This window comes from Saccharothrix syringae (genome assembly GCF_009498035.1).
Taxonomy (GTDB): Bacteria; Actinomycetota; Actinomycetes; order Mycobacteriales; family Pseudonocardiaceae; genus Actinosynnema; species Actinosynnema syringae.
The window spans coordinates 1,261,612-1,287,806 of record NZ_CP034550.1; the positions used below are offsets into that span (position 1 = coordinate 1,261,612).

A 26,195-nucleotide genomic window follows, 5' to 3' on the forward strand; every position below is an offset into this window, starting at 1 on the left:
CGGGCGGTGCCGGGCAGGGGGAGTCCCGGGACGCCGGACCCGACCGGGCGGCACGGGGGGAGGTCCGGTCCCCGCACCAGCGGGGGCCGGACCTCGGTACCGGGCCCTCAGGCGTTGGCCGCGTCCAACCGCTTCAGCGCGGCCCGCACCACCTCGGGGTCGTAGGTGGTCCAGAACGGCGGCAGGGACGCCCGCAGGAACCCGCCGTACCGGGCGGTGGCCAGGCGGGGGTCCAGGATCGCCACCACGCCCTTGTCGCTCATCGACCGCAGCAGCCGACCCGCGCCCTGCGCCAGCAGCAGCGCCGCGTGGGTGGCCGCCACGGTCAGGAACCCGTTGCCGCCGCGCGACTCGACCGCCTTCTGCCGCGCCGAGGCGAGCGGGTCGTCGGGCCGGGGGAACGGGATGCGGTCCATCACCACCAGTTGCAGCGACGGCCCGGGCACGTCCACGCCCTGCCACAGCGACAGCGTCCCGAACAGGCACGTGCGCGGGTCCTCGGCGAACCGCTTCACCAGCTGCCCCGTGGCGTCGTCGCCCTGGCACAGCACCGGGAACTCCAGCCGGTCGCGCAGCGCGTCCGCGGCCGCCTTGGCCGCGCGCATCGACGAGAACAGGCCCAGCGCCCGCCCGCCCGCCGCGTTGACCAGGCCCTCGATCTCGTCCACGTAGGACGGCTGCAGGCCGTCGCGGCCCGGTGGCGGCAGGTGCCGCGCCACGTACAGGATGCCGCTGGTGCCGTGCGAGAACGGCGAGCCCACGTCCAGGCCCGTCCACCGCGGCGCGCCCAGGTCCGACGGCGGCTCCTTGTCCGTGGCGGTGCCGGCGGCCTTCACCGACGCCGACGACGCCGGCAGGCCCCACTGCCGGGCCAGCGTGTCGAACGTGCCGCCCAGGGTCAGCGTCGCCGAGGTCAGCACCGTGGTCCGCTTGCCGAACAGCCGCTCCCGCAGCAGCCCGCCCACGCCCAGCGGCGCGACCCGCAGCGACGGCGCCCGGTCGCCGAAGTCGCCCGACACCCACACCACGTCGTGGTCGTCGTCGAACGCCTCCAGGATGCGCGCCGCGCAGTCGTGCACGTCCTCCAGCAGCGACAGCGCCAGCTTGCGCGAGGTGGCGCCCTCGACGTCCTCCTTGCGCTCGGGCCCCAGCGACGTGATGCACGCGTGCGCCGCGTCCCGGGTCGCCCGCAGCGCGCCTGCCAGCGCCTGCGGCAGCGCGTCGAGCCGCCCGGCCGGCGCGTCCTCCAGCACGATGCCCAGCCCGTCGGACGCCTCGGCCAGCCGGTCGGCCACGTCCTGGTCGATGAGCCGGCCGCAGCGCCGCGCCGCGGTCGACACCAGCGACGCGCTCAGCTCCTCGGTCGCCACCGACGTGATGCGGTCGACCAGGTCGTGCGCCTCGTCGATGACCACCACGTCGTGGTCGGGCAGCACCTGGTAGCCCTCCAGGGCGTCGACGGCGAGCATCGCGTGGTTGGTCACCACCACGTCGGCCTTGCCCGCCTCGGCCCGGGCCCGCTCGGCGAAGCAGTCCGCGCCGATCGGGCACTTGGCCACGCCCAGGCACTCCGGCCCGCTCACCGACACCTGCCGCCACGCCTGCTCGCTCACGCCCGGCACCAGCTCGTCGCGGTCACCGGTCTCGGTGTCGGACGACCACTCGTGCAGGCGCTTGACCTCGCGCCCGATCCGCGACACCGCGAACGGGTCGAACAGGGCCGCCTCCTCCGGCTCGTCCGGCGCGCCGGTGTGCAGGCGCTGCAGGCACAGGTAGTTGCGGCGGCCCTTGAGGATGGCGAACCGGGGTTCGCGGCCCAGCTCCTTCTTCAGCGCCTTGGCCAGCCGCGGCAGGTCGCGGTCGACGAGCTGGCGCTGGAGCGCGATGGTGGCGGTGGAGATGACGACGGTCGCCTCCTCGGCCACCGCGTGCCGCAGCGCGGGCACCAGGTAGGCCAGCGACTTGCCGGTGCCGGTGCCCGCCTGCACGGCCAGGTGCTCGCCGGTGCGGATCGCCCGCTCCACGGCCTCGGCCATCCTGACCTGGCCGTCCCGCTCGGCTCCGCCGACCGCCGCCACGGCGGTGGCGAGGAGTGTCCTGGTGTCGGGGATGGCGGTGATGGCGGGCACGGCGAAGACCGTACCCGGCCGCACCGTCAGTTCAGGGCGAGCACCCGGTCACCGGCCCGACAACGCGGCCCCGCGCGCCGCCGCGTCCCCGCCGCGATCCCGCGCACCACTGCTGCGCCGCCTCCCCGCCGCGGCCTCGCCGCGCCGCCGCGCCCCCGCCGATCCAGGACCTCCCCGCCGCGCCCGCCCCGCTCTGCCGCGCCACCCCGCCGCCGCACCCGCGCGCCGCCGCGCCGGCCCGGACAGCTCGACCTCGGCGGCGCGGCACGCGAGCACCAGGCCCACCGCGGCCACCAGCGTGACGACCACCACCCGGTCGAGGGAAGCGGTCCTGGTCACGGCAAGCCTCACCGGTGTTCCCCTTCTCCCTCGCCTGAAGATCGCCCGATAGGGCTATGTGATGGTCATCGGACCGGCGCACCACCCTCCGCACCCCCGGAACGAGTGGCGATCAGGGCCGTTTATTCCACCCTCCGTGGCACCGGCTGGGCGATTCGAGTGGACGTGATCGTCCGTTACGGGCAGCAACCCTTAATCCGGGCGGCCGTCCGCCGATAGGGGCAATTGCTCACGTGGAATTCACCAGAAGGGAGTTCCCTTGCCGACCCCACCACGCGCCGTTGCGCGCCGGGGCGCCCGGACCACCGGATCGAGAGATGGGAGCAAGGTGAAGGAAGTCCTGCTGCTCGCGGGCACGAGGCCCGAAGCGGTGAAGGTCGCGCCCGTCGCGCTGGCCCTGGCCGACCACCCGGTGCTGCGGCCGGTGATCGTCCACGGCGGCCCGCACCCCGGCCTGGTCGAGCAGGCCCTGCGCGCGTTCGGCCTGCGACCGGACGTGGAGCTGGACGTGCCCCGCGCCACCGGCACCCCGGCCGAGCTGGTGGCGGGCCTGCTGCCGGAGCTGGACCGGGTGCTGGGCGAGCGCGCCCCGGCCGTCGTCGTGGTGCAGGGCGACGCGACCACCGCGCTGGCGGGCGCGCTCGCCGCGTTCTGGCGCGGCATCCCCGTGGCGCACCTGGATGCCGGCCTGCGCACCGGCGACCTCGCCGGCCCGTTCCCCGAGGAGGGCACCCGGCAGATGATCGCCCGGATCGCGCGGCTGCACCTCGCGCCGACCGACGACGCGGCCGCCGCGCTGGTCGGGGAGGGGCTGGTGGACCGGGAGGTCGTGGTCACCGGCACCACCGCGGTGGACGCCGTGCGGCGGGTCGCCGCCGCCGACCTGCCCGCCCGCGACCCCGACCTGGCGGTGCTGGAGCGGGTGCTCGACGAGCGCGCCGAGCGGCTGGTGCTGGTCACCGCGCACCGGCGCGAGTCGTGGGGCGCGCCGCTGGAGCGGGTGCTGCGCGCGGTGCGGGGGATCGCCGACCGGCACCCCGACGTGCGGGTGCTGCTGCCCGCGCACCCCGAACCGGCCGTGCGGGAGGCGGCGCTGCGGGTGCTCGGCGGGCACGAGCGGATCGTGGTGAGCGCGCCGCTGGCCTACCCGGACCTGGTGCGGGCGCTGCGGCGGGCCGCGCTGGTGCTCACCGACTCCGGGGGCATCCAGGAGGAGGCGCCCACGTTCGGGGTACCGGTGCTGGTGCTGCGCGAGGCGACCGAGCGGGTGGCCGCGGTGGACGCGGGCTGCGCGTGGCTGGTCGGCACGGACCCGATCCGCATCCTGGCCGAGGCGGGCTGGGTGCTGGGCTCGCGGCTGCGGCTGCCGGTGGGGCGCAACCCCTTCGGCGACGGCCGGGCGGCGTCCCGGGTGCGCAGCGCCCTGGAGCGCCTGGTGGGCCTGCCGCTGGACTTCGCCACCGCGCCCCTGCCCGTGCGCATCCCGACCTGACCCCACCCGCGTCGTGACTGAGGGTCACACAAAACTCGATCGGTTATCAGGCTCGCCACTGACGAGTGACTTCGCGGCGGGTTCGAGGACGCGCGGCGCCGGGGCGTCGATATTCATGCGCAAGCAGAGGCATGGAGGCAACAGCATGAACCACATCCGAGCGCGCCGGGCCGGTTCGGCCGCCGCGGCGCTCCTGCTCGGCCTGGTCGCGGCGCCGCCCGCCTGGGCGGCCACCCCGGCGGGCGTCGCGTCGGTCGGCTCCGCCGAGTTCACCAAGGGTGACGTGGAGGTCGACATCGCCACGCTCGCCCCGTGCGCGGTGGACGGCGTCACGTCCGCGTCGTCGGAGGCGGTGGTCCGCCAGGGCGTCCGGTTCGGCCCCGGCAAGTCGACGTGCACCACCACGGTCGTCGACCCGGTGAACGACACGACCACGACCACCTCCGAGGCCACCGGCACCGAGTTCGAGCTGTCCGCGCTGGTCTCGGCGGGCGGCCCGCGCCTGCGCGTGGGCAAGTGGCGCGTCACCTGCACCGCCACCGACCGCGGCACCAGCACCGACTGGGCCCTCAACGGCCTGCAGGGCTTCCCCGGCCTGCCCGACGAGGTGCCACCCGACCACCACCACGAGGTCAAGGCCGCCGACGGCACCGTCCTGGCCGTCGCCACCTTCAACAGCAGCGCCATCCCCGAGCAGAACGACGGCAGCATGGCCCTCACCCTGCTCCGCATCACCTTCACCGAGGCCGCGGGCACGACGGGCCAGGTGACCCTCGGCACCACCGCCTGCTCCCCGACCCCCTGACCCACGCCGGGGAGTCCCCCTCCCCGGCGTGCCACCCACCCACCTCACCCCGCGCGTGTCCTCCACCCAGACACCGCGTGTCCTCCACCCAGACACCGCGAGTCCTCCACCCAGACACCGCGAGTCGAACGCTCAGACCCGTCGTGTCGAACGTTCAGGACCCCCGAGTTCCACATCCAGGGCCGAGAACCTCACCCCACCCGCGGCGCGCCCGACAACGCCACCCCCGCCGCACCCAGCTCCGCCAGCGCGTTGTCGGTCGTGGCCGCCGCCACCCCGGCCGTCAGGTCCAGCAGCACCGACGTCCGGAACCCGGCCCGCGCCGCGTCCAGCGCCGTCGCCCGCACGCAGTGGTCCGTGGCGATCCCCACCACGTCCACCTCCTCGACCCCGCGCGCCCGCAACCACTCGGCCAGCCGCTCACCGCCGCCCGAGGTCCCCTCGAACCCCGAGTACGCCGCCGCGTAGGCGCCCTTGGAGAACACCGCCTCCACCGCCGTCACGTCCAGCTCCGGGTGGAACGACGCCCCCGGCGTACCCGCCACGCAGTGCACCGGCCACGTGTCCACGAAGTCCGGCGCCTCGCTGAAGTGCGCCCCCGGGTCCACGTGGTAGTCGCGCGTGGCCACCACGTGGTCGTAACCCCCGGCCGCCACGTGCGCGGAGATCGCCGCCGCCACCGCCGCACCGCCCGCGACCGCCAGGGAGCCGCCCTCGCAGAAGTCGTTCTGCACGTCCACCACGACCAGCGCCTTGCTCATCGAAGCCCCCTTCACAGGAACGTCGTCGGAATAGCGGGTTCGCCGCGGGACAGCTTCAGGCCCTCCCACGGCACCGTCACCAGGGCGGCGCGCAGCCGTTCCCGGCTCTCGGCCAGGGTGTCCAACCCCGCCGCGCGTTGTCCACCGCGCACCAGCGGCACGGCCAGCAGCCGGTCGTGCTCACCCTTCTCGGGCTGTTCCGAGTGGGGGAACACGACCTCCTCCAGCGCCGTCCCGGTGTCCTTGTGCCGCCGCAGCGCGCTCTTGCGCCCACCGCGGGACTCCTTGTGCGAGCTGCGCTTGGCCACCGGCCGCCCGTCCACCTCGACCAGCTTGTAGACCATGCCCGCGGTCGGCGCGCCCGAGCCCGTGACCAGGGACGTGCCCACGCCGTAGGCGTCCACCGGCTCGGCCCGCAGCATCGCGATCGAGTACTCGTCCAGGTCGCCGGACACCACGATCCGCGTGTTGCGCGCGCCCAGCGAGTCGAGCTGGTCCCGCGCCTGCCGCGCCAGCACGCCCAGGTCGCCGGAGTCGATCCGCACCGCGCCCAGCGACGGCCCGGCGACCTCGACCGCGGTGTTGATGCCGTTGGTGATGTCGTAGGTGTCCACCAGCAGGGTCGTGTCCACGCCCAGCGCCTCGACCTGGCTGCGGAACGCCGCCTCCTCCGAGTCGTGCAGCAGCGTGAACGCGTGCGCGCACGTCCCGGCGGTCGGGATGCCGTACCGGCGGGCGGCCTCCAGGTTCGACGTGGCGGTGAACCCCGCCAGGTACGCGGCCCGCGCCGAGGCCACCGCGGCCTCCTCGTGCGTGCGGCGCGACCCCATCTCGATCATCCGCCTGCCGTTGGCCGCGCCCACCATGCGCGCCGCGGCCGAGGCGATCGCCGAGTCGTGGTTGAGGATCGACAGGGCCAGCGTCTCCAGCACCACGCCCACGCCGAACGGCGCGCGCACCGACAGGATCGGCGAGCCCGGGAAGTACAGCTCGCCCTCGGGGTAGCCGTCCACGTCACCGGTGAACCGGTAGTCGGCCAGCCAGTCCAGCGTCGCCCGGTCGACCACGCCCGTCCGCTCCAGCAGCTCCAGCTCGGCGGGGGAGAAGGTGAACGACTCGATCGCGTCGAGCAGCCTGCCCGTGCCGGCGACCACGCCGTACCGCCTGCCCTCGGGGAGCCGCCGGGCGAAGACCTCGAAGACGCACGGCCGGTCCGCGGTGCCGTCGCGCAGCGCCGCGGCGAGCATGGTGAGCTCGTAGTGGTCGGTGAACAGGGACGTCGACATGGGATCAGAGCCTAAGCCCGCGCGATCAGGTCCACCTGTGGGCTCCACCACCAACCGGAACATGACACCATTGGCGGTATGACCACGCCCGTCGAACAGGAGCGGACGCAGGTTGAGCCGGTCGCCGAGGAGGTCCGGACCGAGGACCGCCCCTGGCAGACCCTGGTCTGGAACGACCCGGTGAACCTGATGTCCTACGTGACGTACGTGTTCCAGAAGCTCTTCGGCTACAGCCGGGACCACGCGACGAAGTTGATGCTGGACGTGCACCACAAGGGCAGGGCGATCGTGTCGTCGGGGACCAAGGACAAGGTGGAGGCCGACGTGGCCAAGCTGCACGCGGCCGGGCTCTGGGCGACCATGCAGCGTTCGTCGTGAAGAAGTGGACCCGCCAGGGGGACCTGGTCCTCGGCCGGTTCGACCGGCAGGAGGCGGCCGTCGTGCGCGGCCTGGTGAGCCAGATCCAGGACATGCTGCTCGCGCGCGCCGAGGAGGCGCCGCAGGACGAGCTGGCCGAGCTGACCGGCATCCGCACCGGGCCGTCGACGCCGCCGGACGACCCCATCCTGGGCCGGCTGCTGCCCGACTTCCACCGGCTGGACCCCGACGCGCCCGACCCGGGCGAGGTCGACTCGGCCAACGCGCTGCGGTCGCTGCACGAGCCCGAGCTGCTGGACATCAAGACCGGGGTGGCGGCGGTGGTGCTGGACACGTGCCCGCCGGACGGCGGTGACGTGCGGCTGGCGCTGGAGCAGGCCGAGGCGTGGCTGTCGGCGCTGAACGACGTGCGGCTGGCCCTGGGCACGGCGCTGGACGTGCAGGAGGACATGCCGGACGAGCTGCCGCCGGAGGACCCGCGGTCGCCGCACCTGGGCGTCTACCACTGGTTGACGTGGGTGCAGGAGACGCTGGTCGAAGCGGTCATGGACTGATGCCGGTCGGGTGCTGATGCTGGTCGGCCGCGCCGCCGGGGTCGTGGTGGTGCTGACGCCCGGTGGCGCGGTGGCCGGGGTGGACGCGCGCGGCGCGCCCGTCGGCACCCGCGAGCTGGACCTGCTGGACCCGTCGACGCTGGTGCAGCGGGTGCACGCGGTGGTGCTGGCGTCCGGTGGGCTGGCGGCGGTGGACGGGGTCGTGCGGTGGCTGGCCGAGCGGGGGCACGGGTTCCCGGTGGGGTCGCGGCCGCACGAGGTGGTGCCGATCGTGCCCGCGGCGGCGGCGTTGGGGCTGGTCGCCGGCGGTGACGGTGCCGCGGCGTGCGACGCGGCCGCCGAGGAGGCGGTCGACGCGCTGGCGGTCGTGGGGGAGACCGCGGTGGGGCTCGTGGTGGTGGGCGCCGACCTGACGCAGGCGCAGTGCCGGCGGGTCGCGGTGGCGGCCGGGGACGGGTTCGTGCGGGCCGGGGTGCTGGTGCCGACGACGGTGTTCGCGCTGGCGGTGGGGGAGCCGGGCCGGGCGTTGAACGACACGTGCACGTGGGCGGCGGACGCGCTGGAACGCGCGGCCCGGGGTGCCTGAACGTCGAACTCGGAGGTCCTGAACGTCGAACTCGGGGGTCCTGGAGGTTCGACACGCGAGGTCTGGAGGTTCGACTCGCGGTGTCGGAGTGGAGGACTCGCGGTGTCTGAGTGGAGGACACGCGCGGGTTGGGGGCATGACACGCGGGTGCTGAGCGCATGACACGCGCGGGGTGGGGGCATGACACGCCCGGGGGGAGGTGTTGGTCGCGGGGGTGAAGAGGAGCGGTGCGGGTACCCGGTGGGCATGGCGGGTGTGAAGAAGCTGCTCAGGTGGGTTGAGGAGAGTTCGGCGCTGGACAAGGCGGCCGGTGCGCTGGCGGAGGTGATCCCGCCCGCGCTGCGGCGCCACCGGGTGACCGACCTGCTGCGCGGCCGCCCGCTCGGCCACCCCGCGCACCCGGCGGTGGTGCTGCTGCCGATCGGCATGTTCGCCGCCTCGACCGTGCTCGACCTGCTGCCGGGCGAGGGCCGGGCCGCGCGGGCGCTGATCGGGCTGGGGCTGGCCAGCGCGCCCGCCGCCATCGCGACCGGGCTCGCCGAGTACACCACCCTCGACGAGAGGCAGCGCCGCACCGCGTTCGTGCACCTCGCGGCCAACGCGGCGGCGACCGCCTGCTACCTGACCTCGTTCCGGCTGCGCGGCCACGGCTTCGGCGTGGTGGCGCGGGCGGTGTCCGTGGTGGGGCTCACCGCGGTCGGCGCGGGCGGTCTGCTGGGCGGCCACCTGTCCTACGCGCAGGGCGCGGGGGTCGGGCGCGAGCCGGTCGAGCCGGAACCCGCGGTCGAACCCCTCTAGTGGGCCTTCTCACGAAGCGGGACGGCTTCCGCCACCACGTAGGATGAGGGTGTGCTGGTGATTCGCCGTGACCTCGTCGACGCGATGGTGGCGCACGCCCGTCGCGACCACCCGGACGAGGCGTGCGGGATCATCGCGGGCCCCGAGGGCTCCGACCGCCCGGAGCGCTTCGTCGCGATGGACAACGCCGAGCGCTCGCCGACCTTCTACCGCTTCGACGCCGCCGAGCAGCTGCGCGTGTGGCGCGAGATGGACCGCAACGACGAGGTACCCGTCGTCGTCTACCACTCGCACACGGCCACCGAGGCGTACCCGTCGCGCACGGACGTCTCCTACGCGGGCGAGCCCGGCGCGCACTACGTGCTCATCTCCACCCGTGACCCCGAGGAGCACGAGCTGCGCTCCTTCCGGATCGTGGACGGCGTGGTGACCGAGGAGCCGGTCGAGGTCGTCGAGTCGTACATGTTCGCCCACACCGGCGCCGACGACACGCCCGACTGTCCCTGAGCCGAGCGTCCTCGCCCCTCTTTCACCAAACCCGGTTCCTCGGAGGTTCCAGCATGGCCGTCACCGTCTCCATCCCCACGATCCTGCGCACCCACACCGCGGGGCAGAAGTCCGTGGAGGCATCGGGCAGCACGCTCGCCGAGGTGATCGACGACCTGGAGAGCAACCACGGTGGCCTCAAGCAGCGCCTGGTCAAGGAGGGCGCGCTCCACCGCTTCGTCAACGTCTACGTCAACGACGAGGACGTGCGCTTCGCGGGCGGGCTCGAAGCAGCGGTGAAGGACGGCGACACCGTGACGATCCTCCCGGCCGTCGCGGGCGGCTGATCCGCGTGGCCCGGTACGAGTCGCTGCTCGACGCCGTCGGCGGCACGCCGCTGGTGGGCCTGCCCCGGCTGTCGCCGTCGAAGGACGTGCGGCTGTGGGCGAAGCTGGAGGACCGCAACCCGACCGGCTCGATCAAGGACCGCCCCGCGCTGGCGATGCTGGAGGAGGCGGAGCGGGCGGGCGTGCTCACGCCCGGCTGCACGATCCTGGAGCCGACCTCGGGCAACACCGGCATCTCGCTGGCCATGGCCGCCAAGCTCAAGGGCTACGGCCTGGTGTGCGTGATGCCGGAGAACACCTCCACCGAGCGCAGGCAGCTGCTGCAGGCATACGGCGCGCGGATCGTGTTCTCGCCCGCCGCCGGCGGCTCCAACCAGGCCGTGGCGCTGGCCAAGGAGCTGGCCGAGCAGAACCCCGACTGGGTGATGCTCTACCAGTACGGCAACCCGGCGAACCCCGGCGCGCACTACCACGGCACCGGTCCCGAGCTGCTCAAGGACCTGCCGACGATCACGCACTTCGTCGCGGGCCTGGGCACCACCGGCACCCTGGTCGGCGTCGGTCGGTACCTGCGCGAGCAGAAGCCGGACGTGCAGATCGTCGCGGCCGAGCCGCGGTACGGCGAGCTGGTCTACGGCCTGCGCAACCTCGACGAGGGCTTCGTGCCGGAGCTCTACGACGCGGACGTGCTGACCGGCCGCTACTCGGTCGGCTCGTACGACGCGCTGCGCCGCACCCGGCAGCTGCTGGAGGTGGAGGGCATCTTCGCGGGCATCTCCACCGGCGCGATCCTGCACGCGGCGCTGGCCGTGGCGGAGAAGGCGGCGGCCCGGGGCGAGTCCGCGGACATCGCGTTCGTGGTGTGCGACGCGGGCTGGAAGTACCTGTCCACGGGCGCCTACTCGGGCACCCTGGACGAGGCGTCCGAACGGCTCGACGGCCACCTCTGGGCCTGAGGCCCGGGGACGACGAGGGCCCCGCACCCGGTGGGGGACACCGGGTGCGGGGCCCTTCGCGCGGTCCCCGGGTCAGGCGACCGCGCAGGCCGCCCCGTTGAGGGTGAACGCGCCCGGCTCGCCGGTGTTGCCGGTGTGGTTGGTGTGGTTGGCCTGCAGGCCGATGGCGAGCGAGGCACCGGACGCGATGGTGCCGTTGTAGCTCACGTTCCGGGCGGTCACCGCGTAGTCCACGCGGCAGGGGCCGTCACCGGGCGGGTTGCCGGTCGTGGTGGTCGGGCTGGTCGGGTCGGTGGACGTCGGTCCACTGCTCGATCTCCTCGGTGAAGTTCGGGTGGCGCAGCGTGTCGTCGTCGGTGCCGTGCACCAGCGGCACCCGGGGCCGCGCCCCGCTGTGGCCGGGGTACGCCGCGCGCACCAGGTCGCCCCACTCCCGCGGGGTCCGGTTGAGCTGCCCGTTGGCGCACGCGCTGTTCCACGACGAGCCGTCGGTGGTGGCGAAGCAGCTCGCCGGCACGCCCGCGAACACCGCGCCCGACGAGGCGCCGGTGACGAACACGCGCGAGGTGTCGCCGTTGTAGCGCTGGAGCGCGTAGCGGACCATCGAGGCCAGGCCGACCGGGTCGCGGTCGGGTAGACCACGCTGAACCCGTACTGGTCGGCCGGCCGCGCGAAGTCCGTGCCGGAGTGGAACGCCCGGCCGGACCCGGTGCAGTGGTGGACGGCCGGCAGCACCGGCGGGCGGGCCTGCGCGCGGTCGGGCGCGTACGGGTGCATCCGCGGGTTGCTCGGGTTGCCGCCGAAGTTGGTGACCTCGGTCAGCGCCGCGGCCGACGCCTGCCGCGGGGTGACGAGGGCGAGCGCGAACGCCGCCGCCGCGGCGACCGCCGCGACGACGGCGTCAACGCCTTCCTCACGGGGCCACCACCTGCCCGTAGTTGTTGATCCGACCCGGGCACAGGTTCTTGGCGGCCAGCCCCTGCACGATCCGCGGCACCGCGTTCACGGTCGTCTGGTAGGCGGCGTGCATGAGCACGATCGCGCCCGCGTTGGCGCCGGTCGCGGCGCGCACGATGGCGTCGGTGGAGGCGCCGTTCCAGTCCTGTGAGTCGATCGACCAGGTGACCTGGGTCAGGCCGAGCTTGCGGGCCTCGGCCTGCACGGTGGCGTTCGTCGCGCCGTACGGCGGGCGGAACAGCACCGGCGACTGGCCGGTGGCGCTGCGGATCGCGTTCTGGGTGTTCGACAGCTCGGCCGCGACCTGCGCGGCGCTCATGTTCGTCAGGTACGGGTGCGACCAGGAGTGGTTGCCGACCCACATGCCGGCCGACGCGACCTCGCGGGTCAGGCCGGGCTGCTGTTGGACGTTGCTGCCCACGTCGAAGAACGTCGCCCGGGCGCCCGCCGCGCGCAGGGCGCTGAGCAGGGGCCTGGTGTACTGGGCGTTCGGACCGTCGTCGTAGGTCAGCGCGACGTAACCGTTGCAGGCGGCGGCCTGGGCGGTGGCGGACGGCACGGCGACCGCCACGAGCAGGGCGGCGAGCAGTGTTCTCCAGAGCATCGTTGCTCCTCAAGACGGTGAAGGGTCTCGTCACTATCTGTCACACCGCGGTCGTCGACAATGAGTTTCGTGGAATTTGCGGATCTCAAATGGCCTATTGAGCTGCTTCAACTGGTAAAGCACCCGATCGGCCGCGTAGTGGTGATCGGGAAACTTTCGTAGGCTGCCCCGCGTGTTGCCGACCGACGCGGAGCGCGAGTTGTTGGCCACGGCGCTGCGGACGGCGCGCGCCCGGACCCGGTGGCGGCACCACAACGCGGCCGCGGCGGGCCGGGCGCCCGACGGGCGGGTGTTCACCGGGCTCAACGTCTTCCACTTCGCGGGCGGGCCGTGCGCGGAGCTGGTCGTCCTGGGCGCCGCGGCGGCCGAGGGGGTCTACGAGCTGGAGTCGGTCGTGGCGGTCGACGCGACGGGCGTCATCGTCCCCTGCGGCCGCTGCCGCCAGGTGCTGTCCGACCTGGTGCCGGGGGTGCGGGTGCTGGTGGCCGAGGACGAGGTCGTGGGCGTCGGGGACCTGCTGCCCCGCGCCTACCGCTGGGCCGAGCACCTGGCCGCGCTGGAGCAGCGCCGCCGCGACCCGCGGGGGTAGCGCGGGTCACGAGCCGCGGGTCAGAGCAGGTCGAGCACGTGGCCCAGCTCGCGCGCCACCTGCTCGCGCGGCAGCGGGTCGAGGGTGATGTCCTCGCCGGACCGCAGGGCGTGCTTGGCGTAGACCTCCACCGGCGCGTCCTTGTGCGGGCCCTGGAGGATCATCGACACCGTGGTGCGGTCGGCCGGGCTGACCACGCGGTGCAGCACGTCGGAGGTCAGCAGGTAGCTGCTGCCGCTGCTCAGGTCGGCGTCGAAGGTGCACCGCAGCCGGGCGTCGCCGGTGGGCGCCAGGGCGTAGGACGAGGTGCCGCGGTGGCCGCCGTAGCGGAACCCCAGGAAGTCCTCGCCCCGCGCGTCCGGCACGTACTCCTGGAACCGGTAACCGCCCGCCAGCACCGCCGACGCGAAATCCCACCGGTGGTTGTGCACGTTCTCGGTGGGCGCCGGGTATTCCGGTGCGGGGCGCCACACGTGCAGTCTCAGCTGGAATTCCGGGTTGCTCACCAGCACGATCTTCAGGAAGCCGTTCGGGTGTCGGTACGCGCGGTCGGGCACCTCACCGGTCGCGCCTCGCGCGAGCAGTGGGCGGAGGAATTCCGGTGCCGCCAGCCTGCGCAGGCAATCGACCAGCGCGAAGTCGTTCCCCGACCGGTAGTCGGCCACGAACCCCGCGATCTCGGGCAGTTCCATCAATACCCGCCGTCCGTTCAGCCCAGCGCGATCTGGGCGTTGCGATATGCCGGTTCGGAGGTCACCTCGCGCACCACCGGCAGGAATCGCGGAATCGCCACCGCGTCGTCCGGGCGCGTCACCTGGACCTCCAGCAGCCAGCACGCCCGGCTGCCCGGATCGGTGATGTGGTCCACCTCGTAGAGGCGATCGTCCCACGGGAACGTGGTGCGCGTCTTGCGGATGACGTGCCGGGAGTCGTCGCGGTCGTCCATCAGGCGGTCGTACCGGGCGCCGTCGATCTCGACTTCCTCGACCTCGCGCACACCGTCGCGGGCGGTCGTCAGCCGTGCGTACTCGTAGCTCACCCGGCCGTCGCAGACCCGCCGCCGGATGCGCTTCTCCCCGGCTTCGGTAACCCGTAGATATACCTGTTCGAACTCGATCCGCCGGATCGACCCCGGACGCACGGCGGACCAATCGGGTTCCCCGCCGAGGAGGAACTTCCGCTCGATCTCGACCGCCACCCGCACCCCCGTTGATGCATTCGAGTGAACCCATCCGCGCCTGATATTGACAGCTTACCCGCCCGCTCTTTCCGCATTTTTGCCGTCAGCGGGCTGCTATCGTTCCCGCCATGCAATTGACGGTGCTCGGGTGTGCCGGCAGCGCCCCCGGTCCCGACCGGCCGACCTCGGGCTACCTGGTGGAGGCGGGCGGGGCGCGGATCGTGATGGAGCTGGGCAGCGGCGTGTTCGGCGCGCTGATGCGGCGGTGCGACCCGTTCGACCTCGACGCCGTGCTGCTGTCGCACCTGCACCTGGACCACTGCGCGGACTTCAGCTCGCTCACCGTGCACCGGCGCCACCACCCCGCGCCGCCGTACGACGTCACCGAGCGCAGGCTGCCGGTGTTCGCGCCCGCGCACGCGCCGTCCCGGCTGGCCGCCGCGCACGCCGCGAGCCTGGCCGAGCTGGCCGAGGTGCGGCTGGCGGACACGTTCGACTTCGTGCCGCTGGCACCCGGCTCGTACCGGGTGGGGCCGGTGGACATCGAGGTGGCGCCGATGCGGCACATCTGCGAGGCGTACGCGTTCCGGCTCACGCACGGCGGCGCGTCGCTGGTGTTCTCCGGCGACACCGTGCCGTGCCCGGAGCTGGTGGAGCTGGCGCGCGGCGCCGACCTGCTGCTGGCCGACTCCGCGTGGCGGGAGCAGGCGGGCCGGGCCGACTACCTGCACATGAGCGGGCGGGAGGCGGGCGCGGTGGCGTCGGCCGCCGGGGTGGGGCGGCTGGTGCTGACGCACGTGCTGCCGTGGTCGGACCGGGAGGGCGTGCTCGCCGACGCCGTCGCGGAGTTCGACGGGCCGGTGGTGCTGGCCGCGCCCGGCGCGGTCTACGAGGTCGGCTGACCCCGCGGGCGCTAGCCGGCGAAGGCGTTGGACGGCAGGCCCTCGCCGACACCGGGCAGCACCAGCACGGAGCCGGCCAGCTCGCTCAGGGCGTCGCCGGACAGGCCGGTGCGGGCGCTGGTGACGTACAGGTCGGTGAAGTCCGGGCCGCCGAAGCAGCACGCGGTGGGCTGGCCGACCGGCAGCTCCAGCTCCAGGTCCAGCTCGCCGGCGGGGGTGTAGCGGTGGACGGCCGCACCGCCGAACAGGGCGACCCAGACGGCGCCGGAGGCGTCCACGGTGAGGCCGTCGGGCAGGCCGCGGTGCACCCGGGCGAGCGGGCGGCGGTTGGTGGCCTCGCCGGTGTCGCGGTCGTAGTCCAGCACGTCGATGCGGCGTTCCGCGGAGTCGATGTAGTACATGAGGGTCGAGTCGGGGCTCCAGCCGATGCCGTTGCTGACGCCCACCTTGTCCAGCACGACCTTGGCGTCACCGGAGGGCTCGACGCGGGCCAGCCAGCCGTCGGGCTCCTCGTCGTAGCGCATGGTGCCCGCCCAGAGCCTGCCCGCCGGGTCGACCGCGGCGTCGTTGCCCCGCACGCCCTCCCGCGCCCAGTACACCAGCCAGGTCCTGGTCCCGTCCCGGTCCAGCAGGGCGATGCCGTCGCGCAGGTTGAGCACCAGCCCGCCCCGGGACCGCGGCTTGGCCGCGCCCACGTGCTGGGGCACCTCCAGCACCGCGTCGTCGCCCCGCGCCGGGCTGTGCCGGTGCACCTCGGAGGCGAGCACGTCCACCCACAGCAGCGTCCCGCTCGCGTGGTCCCACGTGGGGGCCTCCCCCAGGGCCGCCTCGGCCCGCACCGCCACCTCGATCACCACCCCACCCTACGGCCCCGCCCCACCCCCGGACCCCGCGAGTCGAACACTCGGACCCCTCGTGTCGAACCTCCGGACCCCTCGAATTCCACATTCGGGCTCGACCGCCAGGGCGCGAATGTGGAACTCGGGGGTCCTGGGGGTTCGACACGAGGGGGCTGGAGGTTCGACTCGCGTAGGTTTGGTGGGGTGGACGGTGGTGGTGTGCTGGCCAAGAGGGTGATCCCGCCCAACCCGGTGGTGTCCGCGGTGGTGGTGCTGGGGTTCGTGGCGCTGCTGTACGCGGTGGAGGCCCTCGACGTGGTGGCGGGCGGCGCGCTGGACGCCAACGGGGTGCTCCCGCGGAACTTCGCCCAGTGGGACAACATCATCTGGTACCCGTACCTGCACGCGGACTGGGCCCACCTGACCAACAACGCGGTGCCCCTGCTGGTCCTGGGCTTCCTGGCCACCTCGGGCGGCATCGCGCAGTTCCTCCAGGTCACCGCGGTCATCTGGCTCACCAGCGGCCTGGGCATCTGGGTCTTCGGGCAGCCCGGCCCCCACATCGGCGCGTCCGGCCTGGTGTTCGGCTTCCTGACCTTCCTGCTGGTGCGCGGCCTGTTCGCGCGCAGCCCGCGGCAGGTCGTGGTCGCCGCGGCCGTCTTCGCCGCCTACGGCGCCGTGCTGTGGGGCGTGCTGCCCGGCCGGCCCGGCATCTCCTGGGAGGCCCACCTGTTCGGCGCGCTCGGCGGCGTGCTCGCGGCGTGGGGCGTGGCCCGCGACGCCAGGGCCGCTCGGAAGGGCGCCGGGACTAGTCTCGGGGCGTGACACCAAGCGCCGACTCGCCCATCGGGATCTTCGACTCCGGCGTCGGCGGCCTCACCGTCGCGCGGGCGATCATGGACCAGCTGCCCGAGGAGCGCATCCGCTACGTCGGCGACACCGCCAACGCGCCCTACGGCCCGCTGCCCATCGCCCAGGTGCGCAAGCACGCCCTGGAGATCGCCGACCAGCTCGTGGCCGACGGGGCGAAGCTGCTCGTCATCGCGTGCAACACGGCGTCCTCCGCCTGCCTGCGCGATGCCCGGGAGCGCTACGCCATCCCGGTGGTCGAGGTCGTGCTGCCCGCCGTGCGCCGCGCGGTCGCCACCACCCGCAGCGGCCGCGTCGGCGTCATCGGCACGCAGGGCACGGTCACCTCCGGCGCCTACCAGGACGCGTTCGCCGCCGCGCGCGACGTCGAGGTCACCGCCGTCGCCTGCCCGCGCTTCGTGGACTTCGTCGAGCGCGGCATCACCTCCGGCCGCCAGGTCCTCGGCCTGGCCCAGGCGTACCTGGAGCCGCTGCAACGCGCCGAGGTCGACACCGTGGTCCTCGGCTGCACGCACTACCCGCTGCTCACCGGCGTGGTCCAGATCGTCATGGGCGGCGACGTGACGTTGGTCTCCAGCGCCGAGGAGACCGTCAAGGACGTGGTCCGCCTGCTCACCGAGCACGACCTGTTCCGCGAGGGCACCCCCGACCGGCTGTTCTCGTGCACCGGCCCGGTGGAGCCCTTCGCCAGGCTGGCCCGGCGATTCCTGCCCCAGTTGGAAAACGCCTCCTTTCGCGCCCACGGCTGAGCCGGCACGCTCGCCGGGTGCTGTTGACCATCCTCGGCTGCTCGGGCAGCCTGCCGGGACCGGACGGCCCCGCATCCGGCTACCTCGTCGAGGCGGACGGCTGTCGGCTCGCGATCGAACTGGGCAGTGGCGCGCTCGCCGCCCTGCAGGCACACCACGACCCGTTCTCGCTGGACGCGCTGCTGTTCTCCCACCTGCACCCGGACCACTGCAGCGACTTCACCACCCTCGCGGTCACCCGCCGCTACCACACCCACCCGCCCTACGACACGCGGGAACGCCGGCTGCCCGTGCACGGCCCCGCCGAGAGCCCGGACCGGTTCGCCCGCGCCTACGCCGAGACCGCCGAGGAACTGCTCACCACCGACCTGGGCGACGTCTTCGAGTTCCACGCCCTGGTCGACCGCGCGCCGTTCCGGGTGGGCCCGTTCGAGATCACCCCGGTGCTCGTCGACCACCCCGTCGAGACCTACGGGTTCCGCATCGCCACCGAGTCCGCCACCCTCGCCTACACCGGCGACACCGGGCCGTGCGAGGCGCTGACGACCCTCGCCGCCGGCGTGGACGTGCTGCTGTCCGAGGCGACCTGGACGCACGCCGAGGACCGGCCGGCCGGGCACCACCTGTCCGGCGTCCAGGCGGGTGACCTCGCCGCGGCCGCCGGGGTGGGCCGGCTGCTGCTGACCCACGTTGCGCCGTGGACCGACAAGGACGCCGTGCTCGACGAGGCGCTGGACCGCTTCGAGGGGCCGGTGGAGCTGGTCCGGCCGGGCGGGACCTACGCGGTTGACGAGCCGGCGGTCCGGGTAATCGGCGGCCATGGCAACTGACGTCGTCGAGCTGATCCTCGAAGACCACCGCAGGTTCGAGGAGCTGTTCCGCCAACTGCGCGACCGGAACTCCGACCGGTCGGCACTGCTGGGCGAGCTGGCCGCCCTGCTCGTCGCCCACGCCGAGGCCGAGGAGTCCGAGGTGTACCCGGCGCTCAAGCGCTACAAGGAGGTCGACAACGACGAGGTCGACCACGGCGCCGAGGAGCACGCCGAGGGCCACCAGGCGCTGCTGGCCCTCATGGAGATCACCGACACCGAGTCCGAGGAGTGGGAGAGCAAGCTCGAAGAGCTGGTCGAGGCGCTCAACCACCACGTGGACGAGGAGGAGCGGACCATCCTCAACGACGCTCGGGAGCAGGTGGCCGACGAGCGCCGCGAGGAGCTGGGCAAGCTGTTCCTGGAGATCCGGCAGGACCGCCTGGACGACGACTGCGGCGACATCTCCTACGTGCGTCGCGTCGCGGCCGACACCAAGGACCGCATCGACTAACGTCGGCCTCGTGTCGAACGTCGAGGTGCGTCGGGTCGGTGAGCACGACTTCGTGGCCGAGAACGGCCGGGGCGCCTCCGTGCGCGTCGGCCGCAAGGGCGCGGAGGGCGCCTTCACGCCGGTGGAGCTGCTGCTCGCGGCCGCGGCGGGCTGCGCGGCGGTGACCGCGGAGACGCTGGTCACCCGCCGCGTCGGCGAGGGGCTGGCGGCCCGCGCGGACGACGTGCGGCCCGAGGGCGCGCACGAGCTGCACGAGGTGCCCGTCACCCTCGACTACGACGTCTCGGCCCTGGACGAGGGGCAGCGCGCCGCGCTGGAGGCCGCGGTGCGGCGCGCGGTCGAGCAGCTGTGCACGGTGACGCGGACGCTGAAGCAGGCACCGCCCACGCCGCTGCACCTGCCCGGCGACTGACGCCCCTGTCCCGGCGACCCGCCGCTACCCCTCGGTGACCCAGTGCCACACGGCCGTCGACCCGCTGTGCCCGATGCGCACCGTCTGCACGGTCGCGGCCACGCCGGCGCCGATCACCAGCACCGCCACCACCGCGGCGATGCGCCGCCACGTCGGGGGCACGTTCCCGTCGTCGGCCGCCGCCGCGCGCTCGCGGTCGGCCAACCGCCCCGCGACCAGCAGCGCGACCACCGACAGCCCGAACCCCAGCGCGAACGGCAGCAGGTCGTTGCCCAGCTCCACGTGCCGCCGGATCAGCTGGTCGTCCGAGTCGGCGAACCGCTCGTGGAGCCGACCGCCCGACCACTGGGCCAGCGGCACCGAGCCGACGCCCGCCAGGGTCACGCCGAGCAGCGGCACCGCGTACCGCCGCCGCCAGCGCGGCACCACGGCCAGCGCGGCGGCGCTCGCCGCGGCCAGCGGGAGCAGCACCACCACCGCGTGGACCAGCAGCGGGTGCGTGGGGAGGCCGAACACCGTGCTCAGGTCGCTCGCCAGTGCCATGTCTCTCCCTACGCCGGTGGGTCGCCCCCGGGTTCAGCGCAATAGGGTAGTGCCGTGCTGAGGAGCGATGGCAGGAACGACGACGTGCTGCGCGACATCCGGATCACCCGCGGCTTCCAGCAGTGGCCGGCCGGGTCGGTGCTGATCGAGTTCGGCAACACCCGCGTGCTGTGCGCGGCCAGCGTGACCGAGGGCGTGCCGAGGTGGCGCTCCGGGTCCGGGCTGGGCTGGGTCACCGCCGAGTACGCGATGCTCCCGTCGGCCACGCACACCCGCAGCGACCGCGAGTCGGTCAAGGGCCGCATCGGCGGGCGCACGCACGAGATCAGCCGCCTGATCGGCCGCGCCCTGCGCGCCTGCATCGACCTGGCCGCGCTGGGCGAGAACACGATCGTCATCGACTGCGACGTGATCCAGGCCGACGGCGGCACCCGCACCGCGGCCATCACCGGCGCGTACGTGGCCCTGGCGGACGCGGTGACGTGGCTGGGCGCGGCGGGCCGCCTGGCCGACCCGCAGCCGCTGTCGTGCGCGGTGTCGGCCGTCTCGGTGGGCGTGGTGGACGGCCGGGTGCGGCTGGACCTGCCGTACGAGGAGGACTCGCGCGCCGAGGTCGACATGAACGTGGTGGCCACCGACGCCGGCACGCTGATCGAGGTCCAGGGCACCGGCGAGGGCGCCACGTTCGCGCGCTCGACCCTGGACAAGATGCTCGACCTGGCCCTCCAGGGCTGCGCCGAGCTCAACCGGGTCCAGGCCGAGGCGCTGGCCCAGCCCTACCCCGGCGTGCTGCCCGAGCCGAAGGCGAAGAAGAAGTGAAGCTGCTGCTGGCGTCCCGCAACCCCAAGAAGCTCGGCGAACTGCGCCGCATCGTGCTGGCCGAGGGCCTGTCGGGCGTCGAGGTGGTGGGCCTGGACGACGTGCCGGAGTTCCCCGAGGCCCCGGAGACCGAGCCGACGTTCGAGGGCAACGCCCTGGCCAAGGCCAGGGACGCGTTCCGCGCCACCGGCCTGCCGTCGGTGGCCGACGACTCGGGCATCGCGGTCGACGCCCTCAACGGCATGCCGGGCGTGCTGTCGGCGCGCTGGTCGGGCCGGCACGGCGACGACCCGGCCAACACCGAGCTGCTGCTGGGGCAGCTGCGCGACGTGCCGGACGAGCGGCGCGGCGCGGCGTTCGTGTGCGCGGCGGCGTTCGTGTCCGGGCCGGGCGCGGAGGTCGTGGTCCGCGGCGAGTGGCGGGGGTCGATCACCCGCGAGCCGCGCGGCGAGAACGGCTTCGGCTACGACCCGGTGTTCCGGCCGGAGGGCCACGACGTGACGTCGGCCGAGCTGTCGGCGGAGGAGAAGGACGCGCTGTCCCACCGGGGCCGCGCGCTGCGCCTGCTGCTGCCGCACCTGCGGGAGCAGGCCCGGGACTGAGCACGAGAGCTGTTCCGGTCGCCCTCCCCGGGCGGGGAGGGCGACCGGCGACGGCTCAGGCGGGCAGTTCGCGCAGCAGCTTGGCCACGTGGCCGGTGGCGCGGACGTTGTACATGGCCTTGACCACCCTGCCGTCCGGCCCGACCAGGAACGTCGACCGGATCACGCCCATGACCGTCCGGCCGTAGTTCTGCTTCTCCCCGTACGCGCCCCACTCGGTGAGCACCGCGCGGTCGACGTCGGACAGCAGCGGGAAGTTCAGGCCCTCCGCCGCGGCGAACCTGGCCAGCTTCTCCGGCTTGTCCGGGGAGATGCCCACGACGTCGTAGCCGGCGGTGGCCAGCTCACCGATGCTGTCGCGGAAGTCGCACGCCTGCTTGGTGCAGCCCGGCGTGCTCGCGGCCGGGTAGAAGTAGACGACCACGGAGCGGCCGAGGTAGTCGGACAGCGAGACGGGCTTGCCCTCGCTGTCGGGCAGCGTGAACGCCGGGGCCTGGTCGCCGGGGGACAGGCGCTTCTGCTCGGTCATGGCGCGCAACGCTACCCAGGGCAGGCGCGGGGGTCAGGTCTGGCCCTCGAACACCGCGCTGGGCTCCTGCCCCGCCCCGTTGGGCTCGACCACCAGGCGCAGCCGCACCGGGTCCTCGGGCACGGCGAACGCCACGGTCAGCATCGTGTCGGCGCCCGGCGCGACCTCGGCGACCGCGGCGGTGATGCCGTTGAGCCCCTGCACCGAGTCGCGCACCTCGGCCACCGGCTTCCCCGCGACCTCGGCCCGCACCGCGAGCAGGTTGGTGCGGTAGGCCGCCTTGGTGCCGTTGACCAGGGTCAGCGTGAACACGGCGGTGCGCGGCGCCTGCGGGAACGAGGTGTCGCTGGGCTTGAGCGAGGTCGGCTGCGACACGGTGACGGCCATCCCGTCGGCCCACACACGCTGTGTGCCGAACTCGGTGGGGCCCGATCTGGGCGGCGCCTCGGGGTCCTCGTGGGCCACGGCGGCCGGGCCGGAGCCGGCCGTCACGTCGGGATGGTCCGCACACCCCGCCACGGCCAGGCCCAAGCACACGCCGACGGCCAGTCTGGCGAACTTCACGAACCTCCCCTTCCCGCCCCGGCGGTGGGCTTGCTGCGACTGCCACCACCATGGCGGGGATGAGGGGCGAGCGGGCGGTGATCCGGGGCCTTGAAGCGCACCTGGTGCCTGCCCGTGGCCAACCCGTGATGACGCGCGGCCGCCCGCGTGGGCGTCGCCACACCGGGCGGCGCCCACGCGGATCGGCGGCGGCCGAACCCGGGGCGGCGAACCGCCCCTGGAGTTGGAGAGCGCGTCGGGGGGCGTGCGCGCTCACAAGGATCATCGCGATCCGGGGCCGAACCGCTACACCTCTACTTCAGTATTCACCCGTTCGGATGAACGATGGGCCAGTTCGGCCAGGATTTCGTACGACCGGAGCCGGTCGGCCTGCTCGGCGACCATGGTCGTCACCATCAGCTCGTCGGCGGCGGTGTCGGCCAGCAGCCGCTCCAGCTGGGCCAGGGCGGTCGTCGGCGAGCCGACCACCTGCGCGGCCAGCCGGTCCTCCACCAGCAGCCGCTCCAGGTCGGTGAACGGGTAGGCGGCGGCCTCCTCGTTGGTGGGCATCCGGCCGGGCTGCCCCTTGCGCAGGTTGAGGAACGACAGCGCGCTGGGCATCGCGATGTACTTGGCGCGCTCGTCGGTGTCGGCGATGACCACCGAGGCGCACACCACCGCGTAGGGCTCGGCCAGCCGCGCCGACGGCCGGAACCGCTCGCGGTACAGGGCGAGCGCGGGCAGGGTGTTCTCCGCGCTGAAGTGGTGGGCGAACGCGAACGGCAGCCCGAGCAGGGCCGCGGCCTGCGCGCTGTACCCGCTGGAGCCGAGCAGGAAGACGTCGGGCTTGTTGCCCGCGGCGGGCACCGCGTCCAGCGGCTCGGTGCCGTCGAAGTAGCCGGTCAGCTCGGCGAGCTGCTGCGGGAAGTCGTCCACCGACAGCGGCCCGGTGCTGCGGCGCAGCGCCTGGGCCGTGCGCTGGTCGGTGCCCGGCGCGCGGCCGATGCCCAGGTCGATCCGGCCGGGGTGCAGGGCGGAGAGCGTGCCGAACTGCTCGGCCACCACCATCGGCGGGTGGTTGGGCAGCATCACGCCGCCCGAGCCGACCCGCAGCGTGGTGGTGGCGTCGGCGACGTGGCCGATCAGGATCGCCGGCGACGAGCTGGCGATGCCGGGCATGTTGTGGTGCTCGGCCAGCCAGAACCGGGTGAAGCCCAGCCGCTCGACGTGCTGCGCCAGCTCCCGGGTGTGGGCCAGGGCGGTGCGCGCGTCCGCGGCCGTGGTGACCGGCGCCAGGTCGAGTGCGGACAGCGGCACGTCGCGAAGTCGGCTCATGCTCCAGCACAACGCGCGCGGGGCGCCGGGGCTTCCGCCGACCGGGTGTGACCGTCGCGACGACCCCCGCGCGGAAGCCGGGCCGCGCGGGGAGCGTTGTCCAGGACATGGACGTGGTGGTCATCGGCGCCGGTCAAGCGGGCTTGTCCGCCGCTTACTTCCTCGAGCGGGCCGGGCTGGACCACCTCGTCCTCGACGCCGAGGACGGCCCCGGCGGGGCCTGGCGGCACCGCTGGCCGACCCTGCGCATGGCCACCGTGCACGGGATCCACGACCTGCCGGGCACGCCCTTCGCCGAACCCGACCCGGACGCGCCCGCGAACGAGGTGCTGCCCGCCTACTTCGCCGACTTCGAGCGCCGTAACGGCCTGCGCGTGCGGCGCCCGGTGCGCGTGCGCGCCGTCCGCGACCTCGACGGCCTGCTGCGGGTCGAGACGGACCGGGGTGCGTTCGACACGCGGGCCCTGGTCAACGCCACCGGCACCTGGACGCGCCCGTTCTGGCCCCGCTACCCGGGCCAGGAGCTGTTCCGCGGCCGGCAGCTGCACTCCTCGCAGTACCGCGGGCCCGAGGAGTTCGCCGGGCGGCACGTGGTCGTGGTGGGCGGCGGCACGTCCGCGGTCCAGCAGCTGCTGGAGATCGCCGGGCACGCCGCGGGCACCACCTGGGTGACCCGCCGCGAGCCGGAGTTCTCCGACGCGCCGTTCACCCCCGAGGTCGGCCGCGCCGCCGTGGCGCGGGTCGAGGAGCGCGTCCGGCTCGGCCTGCCGCCGCGCAGCGTGGTCGGCGTGACCGGGCTGAGCCTCACCCCGGCCGTCCGCGCGGGCCTGGCGAACGGGGTCCTCGCCCGGCGGCCGGTGTTCGAGCGCCTCACCGAGGACGGCGTGGCCTGGGCCGACGGCAGTGCCCTGCGCGCCGACGCGATCCTCTGGGCCACCGGTTTCCGCGCCGCCCTGGACCACCTGGCGCCGCTGCGCCTGCGCGAGCCCGGCGGCGGCATCCGGCTCGACGGCACGCGGGTCGTGGCGGACCCGCGCGTGCACCTGGTCGGCTACGGCCCGTCCGCCAGCACGGTCGGCGCCACCCGGGCCGGGCGCGCGGCGGCGCGGGAGATCAAGGCGCTGCAGGCCCGTTCAGAGGCCGCTTGAACAGCTTGTGCGCGACGACCCGCGCACCGACCCCCAGCTTGTAGCGCAGCACGTCCCACCGCCCCACGTCGCACCGCGCCAGGAACTCGCGGGTCGCCGGCGGCTCGAAGAACCACGGCGCCAGCGACGCGGGGTCGTTGAAGCCCTCCCACAGCCGCTCGGCGATCTCCGGGTGGTGCGAGGCGGCCAGGATCAGCTCCTTCTGCGCCTCGCCCAGCGGCGCCAGCATCCGGTTGGTGAACTCGTTGGTGTAGCGCCCGCGCTCCCACCACTCGTCGAACCTGCCCGCCAGCCACTCCGGCGTGTACGGGCCGTCGAACGCGGTCAGCTCGTCGGCGAAGAACCGGGCCATCCGGGTGGCGTTGTTCGCGCCCTGCCCGGTCAGCGGGTCGTTGAGCACCACCGCGTCGCCGAGCCCGAGCACGTGCCTGCCCGACGGCAGCACCCCGACCGGTCTTCGCACCACCGGGGTGACCTCGCCCTTGATCCAGGTCACCGGGCTGGTGGCCCGCGCGGGCCCCAGGAACGCCGACTCGTGCGGCAGCAGCTCGTCGACCAGCTCCTTGAGCACGGCCAGGCCCTCGTCGGCCGTGGTGACGCGGCAGAACCGGTCCGCCCGGCCGCCGGGCGCGGCCTCCAGCACGATGCTGCGCGACTCGCCGACGTCCTTGTCGTGGAACGGCACCCAGAACACCTCCACGGTGCCCGGCAGGAACGAGAACACGCCCTCCTCGTGCTCGGGGCGGGCGGCCGTGTCGTACCCGTGCACGTTGACCATGAACAGCCTGCGCTGCGGCTCGGTGTGCACGCACCGGGCCGGGTCGCGCTCGAACAGGCCGGTCAGCGACCGGTGCCCGGCGGTGACCACGACCAGGTCGTGCGTCGCGGCCAGCTCCTCCAGGTCGGCCCCGGTCACCCGGCCGACGGTCACCCGGGCGCCGCGCCCGCGCAGCTCCCGCAGGCCGCGCCAGAACTTCAGCCGCTGGTCGACCGCGAGCGCGGGCTTGCGCAGCGGCGCGTCCACGGCGAAGGCGACCGCGCCGTCGTCGGTGGCCAGGTCGAGGTGGATGCGGCGCATCCGGGGCGCCTCGGGCCAGAAGTCCAGGCCCAGCTCGGCCTCGTACTCGACCTGGTCCCCGAACAGGCAGGCGGTCGGCCGCCCCCGGTCGGCGAGGAAGTCCTCGGCCTCCCGGTCGGAGCACAGCGAGACCCGCCACCCGGCCCGCAGCAGCGCCGCGGACAACACGATTCCTGCCTGACCTGCACCGACGACGGCGATGGAGTGCACGTTTACAGATAATTGGCGGCCCGTCCGGGGTGGCGCCATAGCACGA

The 26,195-nt window shown here is 74.0% G+C and carries 34 protein-coding genes; 19 read left to right on the forward strand and 15 right to left on the reverse strand.

Translation table 11 applies throughout. From position 1 onward, the window contains the following. Positions 1 to 107 precede the first annotated feature (107 nt). Positions 108 to 2,129, reverse strand: coding sequence for an ATP-dependent DNA helicase (locus EKG83_RS05870; protein ID WP_033433336.1), 2,022 nt, complete (start codon positions 2,127 to 2,129; stop codon positions 108 to 110). 48 nt (positions 2,130 to 2,177) lie between these two features. Further along, complete coding sequence (locus EKG83_RS05875) at positions 2,178 to 2,468, reverse strand: hypothetical protein (RefSeq protein WP_153277904.1); 291 nt, start codon at positions 2,466 to 2,468, stop codon at positions 2,178 to 2,180. A 328-nt stretch (positions 2,469 to 2,796) separates the two neighbouring features. Between EKG83_RS05875 and wecB the strand changes: the two genes are divergently transcribed. After that, positions 2,797 to 3,960: a non-hydrolyzing UDP-N-acetylglucosamine 2-epimerase gene (gene wecB / locus EKG83_RS05880; RefSeq protein WP_033433301.1), complete on the forward strand. Its 1,164-nt coding sequence runs from the start codon at positions 2,797 to 2,799 to the stop codon at positions 3,958 to 3,960. Positions 3,961 to 4,105: 145 nt separating this feature from the next. Then, complete coding sequence (locus EKG83_RS05885) at positions 4,106 to 4,765, forward strand: hypothetical protein (protein WP_033433300.1); 660 nt, start codon at positions 4,106 to 4,108, stop codon at positions 4,763 to 4,765. A 191-nt stretch (positions 4,766 to 4,956) separates the two neighbouring features. Here EKG83_RS05885 and EKG83_RS05890 read toward each other — a convergent pair whose 3' ends face one another. Beyond that, entirely contained in the window at positions 4,957 to 5,526 is a 570-nt protein-coding gene (locus EKG83_RS05890; protein ID WP_033433299.1) for an isochorismatase family protein, read from the reverse strand. Between the two features lie 11 nt (positions 5,527 to 5,537). Further along, positions 5,538 to 6,812 (reverse strand): nicotinate phosphoribosyltransferase, encoded by a 1,275-nt coding sequence (locus EKG83_RS05895; protein WP_033433298.1) that lies wholly within the window; start codon positions 6,810 to 6,812, stop codon positions 5,538 to 5,540. A 78-nt stretch (positions 6,813 to 6,890) separates the two neighbouring features. On the opposite strand from EKG83_RS05895, the gene clpS reads away from it, so the two are divergent. The 7 genes from clpS (at position 6,891) to EKG83_RS05930 (ending at position 10,917) form a co-directional block, all read left to right on the forward strand. Continuing rightward, complete coding sequence (gene clpS / locus EKG83_RS05900) at positions 6,891 to 7,190, forward strand: ATP-dependent Clp protease adapter ClpS (RefSeq protein ID WP_033433297.1); 300 nt, start codon at positions 6,891 to 6,893, stop codon at positions 7,188 to 7,190. After that, positions 7,187 to 7,744: a DUF2017 domain-containing protein gene (locus tag EKG83_RS05905; RefSeq protein ID WP_033433296.1), complete on the forward strand. Its 558-nt coding sequence runs from the start codon at positions 7,187 to 7,189 to the stop codon at positions 7,742 to 7,744. Before clpS ends, EKG83_RS05905 begins: the two co-directional genes overlap by 4 nt. Positions 7,745 to 7,760: 16 nt before the next feature. Next, positions 7,761 to 8,330 carry a P1 family peptidase gene (locus tag EKG83_RS05910; protein ID WP_084716821.1) on the forward strand — a complete coding sequence of 190 codons (570 nt, stop codon included), beginning with the start codon at positions 7,761 to 7,763 and terminating at the stop codon, positions 8,328 to 8,330. 246 nt (positions 8,331 to 8,576) lie between these two features. Continuing rightward, positions 8,577 to 9,128 (forward strand): DUF2231 domain-containing protein, encoded by a 552-nt coding sequence (locus EKG83_RS05915; RefSeq protein ID WP_063741412.1) that lies wholly within the window; start codon positions 8,577 to 8,579, stop codon positions 9,126 to 9,128. Positions 9,129 to 9,179: 51 nt separating this feature from the next. Beyond that, a complete protein-coding gene (locus EKG83_RS05920) occupies positions 9,180 to 9,635 on the forward strand; it encodes a Mov34/MPN/PAD-1 family protein (protein WP_033433295.1) in 456 nt (151 codons plus the stop codon). A gap of 53 nt (positions 9,636 to 9,688) precedes the next feature. Beyond that, complete coding sequence (locus EKG83_RS05925) at positions 9,689 to 9,961, forward strand: MoaD/ThiS family protein (RefSeq protein WP_033433294.1); 273 nt, start codon at positions 9,689 to 9,691, stop codon at positions 9,959 to 9,961. A 5-nt stretch (positions 9,962 to 9,966) separates the two neighbouring features. Next, positions 9,967 to 10,917, forward strand: a complete 951-nt coding sequence (locus EKG83_RS05930) for a PLP-dependent cysteine synthase family protein (protein ID WP_033433293.1) — start codon at positions 9,967 to 9,969, stop codon at positions 10,915 to 10,917. 72 nt (positions 10,918 to 10,989) lie between these two features. Here EKG83_RS05930 and EKG83_RS47475 read toward each other — a convergent pair whose 3' ends face one another. The 3 genes from EKG83_RS47475 to EKG83_RS05940 form a co-directional block, all read right to left on the reverse strand. Continuing rightward, complete coding sequence (locus EKG83_RS47475) at positions 10,990 to 11,139, reverse strand: cellulose binding domain-containing protein (RefSeq protein ID WP_248782420.1); 150 nt, start codon at positions 11,137 to 11,139, stop codon at positions 10,990 to 10,992. A 25-nt stretch (positions 11,140 to 11,164) separates the two neighbouring features. Next, the gene (locus EKG83_RS47480) at positions 11,165 to 11,521 is read right to left on the reverse strand and encodes an alpha/beta hydrolase family protein (RefSeq protein ID WP_051766440.1); all 357 of its coding nucleotides are present in this window, start codon (positions 11,519 to 11,521) and stop codon (positions 11,165 to 11,167) included. A gap of 309 nt (positions 11,522 to 11,830) precedes the next feature. Continuing rightward, positions 11,831 to 12,478: a polysaccharide deacetylase family protein gene (locus tag EKG83_RS05940; RefSeq protein ID WP_033433292.1), complete on the reverse strand. Its 648-nt coding sequence runs from the start codon at positions 12,476 to 12,478 to the stop codon at positions 11,831 to 11,833. Between the two features lie 172 nt (positions 12,479 to 12,650). Here EKG83_RS05940 and EKG83_RS05945 point away from each other — a divergent pair, with 172 nt between their 5' ends. Further along, positions 12,651 to 13,067, forward strand: coding sequence for a cytidine deaminase family protein (locus tag EKG83_RS05945; protein ID WP_051766439.1), 417 nt, complete (start codon positions 12,651 to 12,653; stop codon positions 13,065 to 13,067). A 20-nt stretch (positions 13,068 to 13,087) separates the two neighbouring features. On the opposite strand, the gene EKG83_RS05950 is transcribed toward EKG83_RS05945, so the two are convergent. Then, positions 13,088 to 13,759, reverse strand: a complete 672-nt coding sequence (locus EKG83_RS05950; protein ID WP_051766438.1) for a hypothetical protein — start codon at positions 13,757 to 13,759, stop codon at positions 13,088 to 13,090. 17 nt (positions 13,760 to 13,776) lie between these two features. Next, entirely contained in the window at positions 13,777 to 14,265 is a 489-nt protein-coding gene (locus tag EKG83_RS05955; RefSeq protein WP_153277905.1) for a CYTH domain-containing protein, read from the reverse strand. Between the two features lie 110 nt (positions 14,266 to 14,375). On the opposite strand from EKG83_RS05955, the gene EKG83_RS05960 reads away from it, so the two are divergent. Next, positions 14,376 to 15,149 (forward strand): MBL fold metallo-hydrolase, encoded by a 774-nt coding sequence (locus EKG83_RS05960; protein WP_033433289.1) that lies wholly within the window; start codon positions 14,376 to 14,378, stop codon positions 15,147 to 15,149. A gap of 11 nt (positions 15,150 to 15,160) precedes the next feature. On the opposite strand, the gene EKG83_RS05965 is transcribed toward EKG83_RS05960, so the two are convergent. Further along, positions 15,161 to 16,003, reverse strand: coding sequence for an SMP-30/gluconolactonase/LRE family protein (locus EKG83_RS05965; protein ID WP_322746632.1), 843 nt, complete (start codon positions 16,001 to 16,003; stop codon positions 15,161 to 15,163). A gap of 189 nt (positions 16,004 to 16,192) precedes the next feature. Between EKG83_RS05965 and EKG83_RS05970 the strand changes: the two genes are divergently transcribed. Genes EKG83_RS05970 through EKG83_RS05990 form a run of 5 tightly spaced genes read left to right on the forward strand, consistent with a single transcriptional unit; the run spans position 16,193 to position 19,342 of the window. After that, positions 16,193 to 16,813, forward strand: a complete 621-nt coding sequence (locus EKG83_RS05970; RefSeq protein WP_033433287.1) for a rhomboid family intramembrane serine protease — start codon at positions 16,193 to 16,195, stop codon at positions 16,811 to 16,813. Then, positions 16,810 to 17,607, forward strand: a complete 798-nt coding sequence (gene murI / locus EKG83_RS05975; protein ID WP_033433286.1) for a glutamate racemase — start codon at positions 16,810 to 16,812, stop codon at positions 17,605 to 17,607. The genes EKG83_RS05970 and murI overlap by 4 nt, the downstream gene beginning before the upstream one ends. 17 nt (positions 17,608 to 17,624) lie before the next feature. After that, positions 17,625 to 18,437: an MBL fold metallo-hydrolase gene (locus tag EKG83_RS05980; protein ID WP_033433285.1), complete on the forward strand. Its 813-nt coding sequence runs from the start codon at positions 17,625 to 17,627 to the stop codon at positions 18,435 to 18,437. Further along, a complete protein-coding gene (locus tag EKG83_RS05985) occupies positions 18,427 to 18,930 on the forward strand; it encodes a hemerythrin domain-containing protein (protein WP_033433284.1) in 504 nt (167 codons plus the stop codon). The genes EKG83_RS05980 and EKG83_RS05985 overlap by 11 nt, the downstream gene beginning before the upstream one ends. A 10-nt stretch (positions 18,931 to 18,940) precedes the next feature. Continuing rightward, positions 18,941 to 19,342, forward strand: a complete 402-nt coding sequence (locus tag EKG83_RS05990) for an OsmC family protein (RefSeq protein ID WP_033433283.1) — start codon at positions 18,941 to 18,943, stop codon at positions 19,340 to 19,342. A gap of 24 nt (positions 19,343 to 19,366) precedes the next feature. Here EKG83_RS05990 and EKG83_RS05995 read toward each other — a convergent pair whose 3' ends face one another. Continuing rightward, positions 19,367 to 19,885, reverse strand: a complete 519-nt coding sequence (locus EKG83_RS05995; protein WP_033433282.1) for a DUF2231 domain-containing protein — start codon at positions 19,883 to 19,885, stop codon at positions 19,367 to 19,369. A 54-nt stretch (positions 19,886 to 19,939) separates the two neighbouring features. Here EKG83_RS05995 and rph point away from each other — a divergent pair, with 54 nt between their 5' ends. Both rph and rdgB read left to right on the forward strand, forming a co-directional pair. Then, positions 19,940 to 20,704 carry a ribonuclease PH gene (gene rph, locus EKG83_RS06000; RefSeq protein ID WP_033433281.1) on the forward strand — a complete coding sequence of 255 codons (765 nt, stop codon included), beginning with the start codon at positions 19,940 to 19,942 and terminating at the stop codon, positions 20,702 to 20,704. Next, positions 20,701 to 21,306 carry an RdgB/HAM1 family non-canonical purine NTP pyrophosphatase gene (rdgB, locus tag EKG83_RS06005; protein WP_033433280.1) on the forward strand — a complete coding sequence of 202 codons (606 nt, stop codon included), beginning with the start codon at positions 20,701 to 20,703 and terminating at the stop codon, positions 21,304 to 21,306. Before rph ends, rdgB begins: the two co-directional genes overlap by 4 nt. Positions 21,307 to 21,361: 55 nt before the next feature. On the opposite strand, the gene bcp is transcribed toward rdgB, so the two are convergent. The 3 genes from bcp to EKG83_RS06020 form a co-directional block, all read right to left on the reverse strand. Beyond that, positions 21,362 to 21,835: a thioredoxin-dependent thiol peroxidase gene (gene bcp, locus EKG83_RS06010; RefSeq protein WP_033433279.1), complete on the reverse strand. Its 474-nt coding sequence runs from the start codon at positions 21,833 to 21,835 to the stop codon at positions 21,362 to 21,364. Between the two features lie 33 nt (positions 21,836 to 21,868). Beyond that, positions 21,869 to 22,399, reverse strand: coding sequence for a hypothetical protein (locus EKG83_RS06015; RefSeq protein ID WP_033433278.1), 531 nt, complete (start codon positions 22,397 to 22,399; stop codon positions 21,869 to 21,871). A gap of 285 nt (positions 22,400 to 22,684) precedes the next feature. Further along, positions 22,685 to 23,713: an LLM class flavin-dependent oxidoreductase gene (locus tag EKG83_RS06020; RefSeq protein ID WP_033433277.1), complete on the reverse strand. Its 1,029-nt coding sequence runs from the start codon at positions 23,711 to 23,713 to the stop codon at positions 22,685 to 22,687. Between the two features lie 107 nt (positions 23,714 to 23,820). Here EKG83_RS06020 and EKG83_RS06025 point away from each other — a divergent pair, with 107 nt between their 5' ends. Next, positions 23,821 to 24,861 carry an FAD-dependent oxidoreductase gene (locus EKG83_RS06025; protein WP_033433276.1) on the forward strand — a complete coding sequence of 347 codons (1,041 nt, stop codon included), beginning with the start codon at positions 23,821 to 23,823 and terminating at the stop codon, positions 24,859 to 24,861. On the opposite strand, the gene EKG83_RS06030 is transcribed toward EKG83_RS06025, so the two are convergent. Further along, a complete protein-coding gene (locus tag EKG83_RS06030; RefSeq protein ID WP_153277906.1) occupies positions 24,827 to 26,107 on the reverse strand; it encodes a styrene monooxygenase/indole monooxygenase family protein in 1,281 nt (426 codons plus the stop codon). The two genes, EKG83_RS06025 and EKG83_RS06030, sit on opposite strands and share 35 nt — an antisense overlap. Between the last annotated feature and the right edge of the window lie 88 nt (positions 26,108 to 26,195).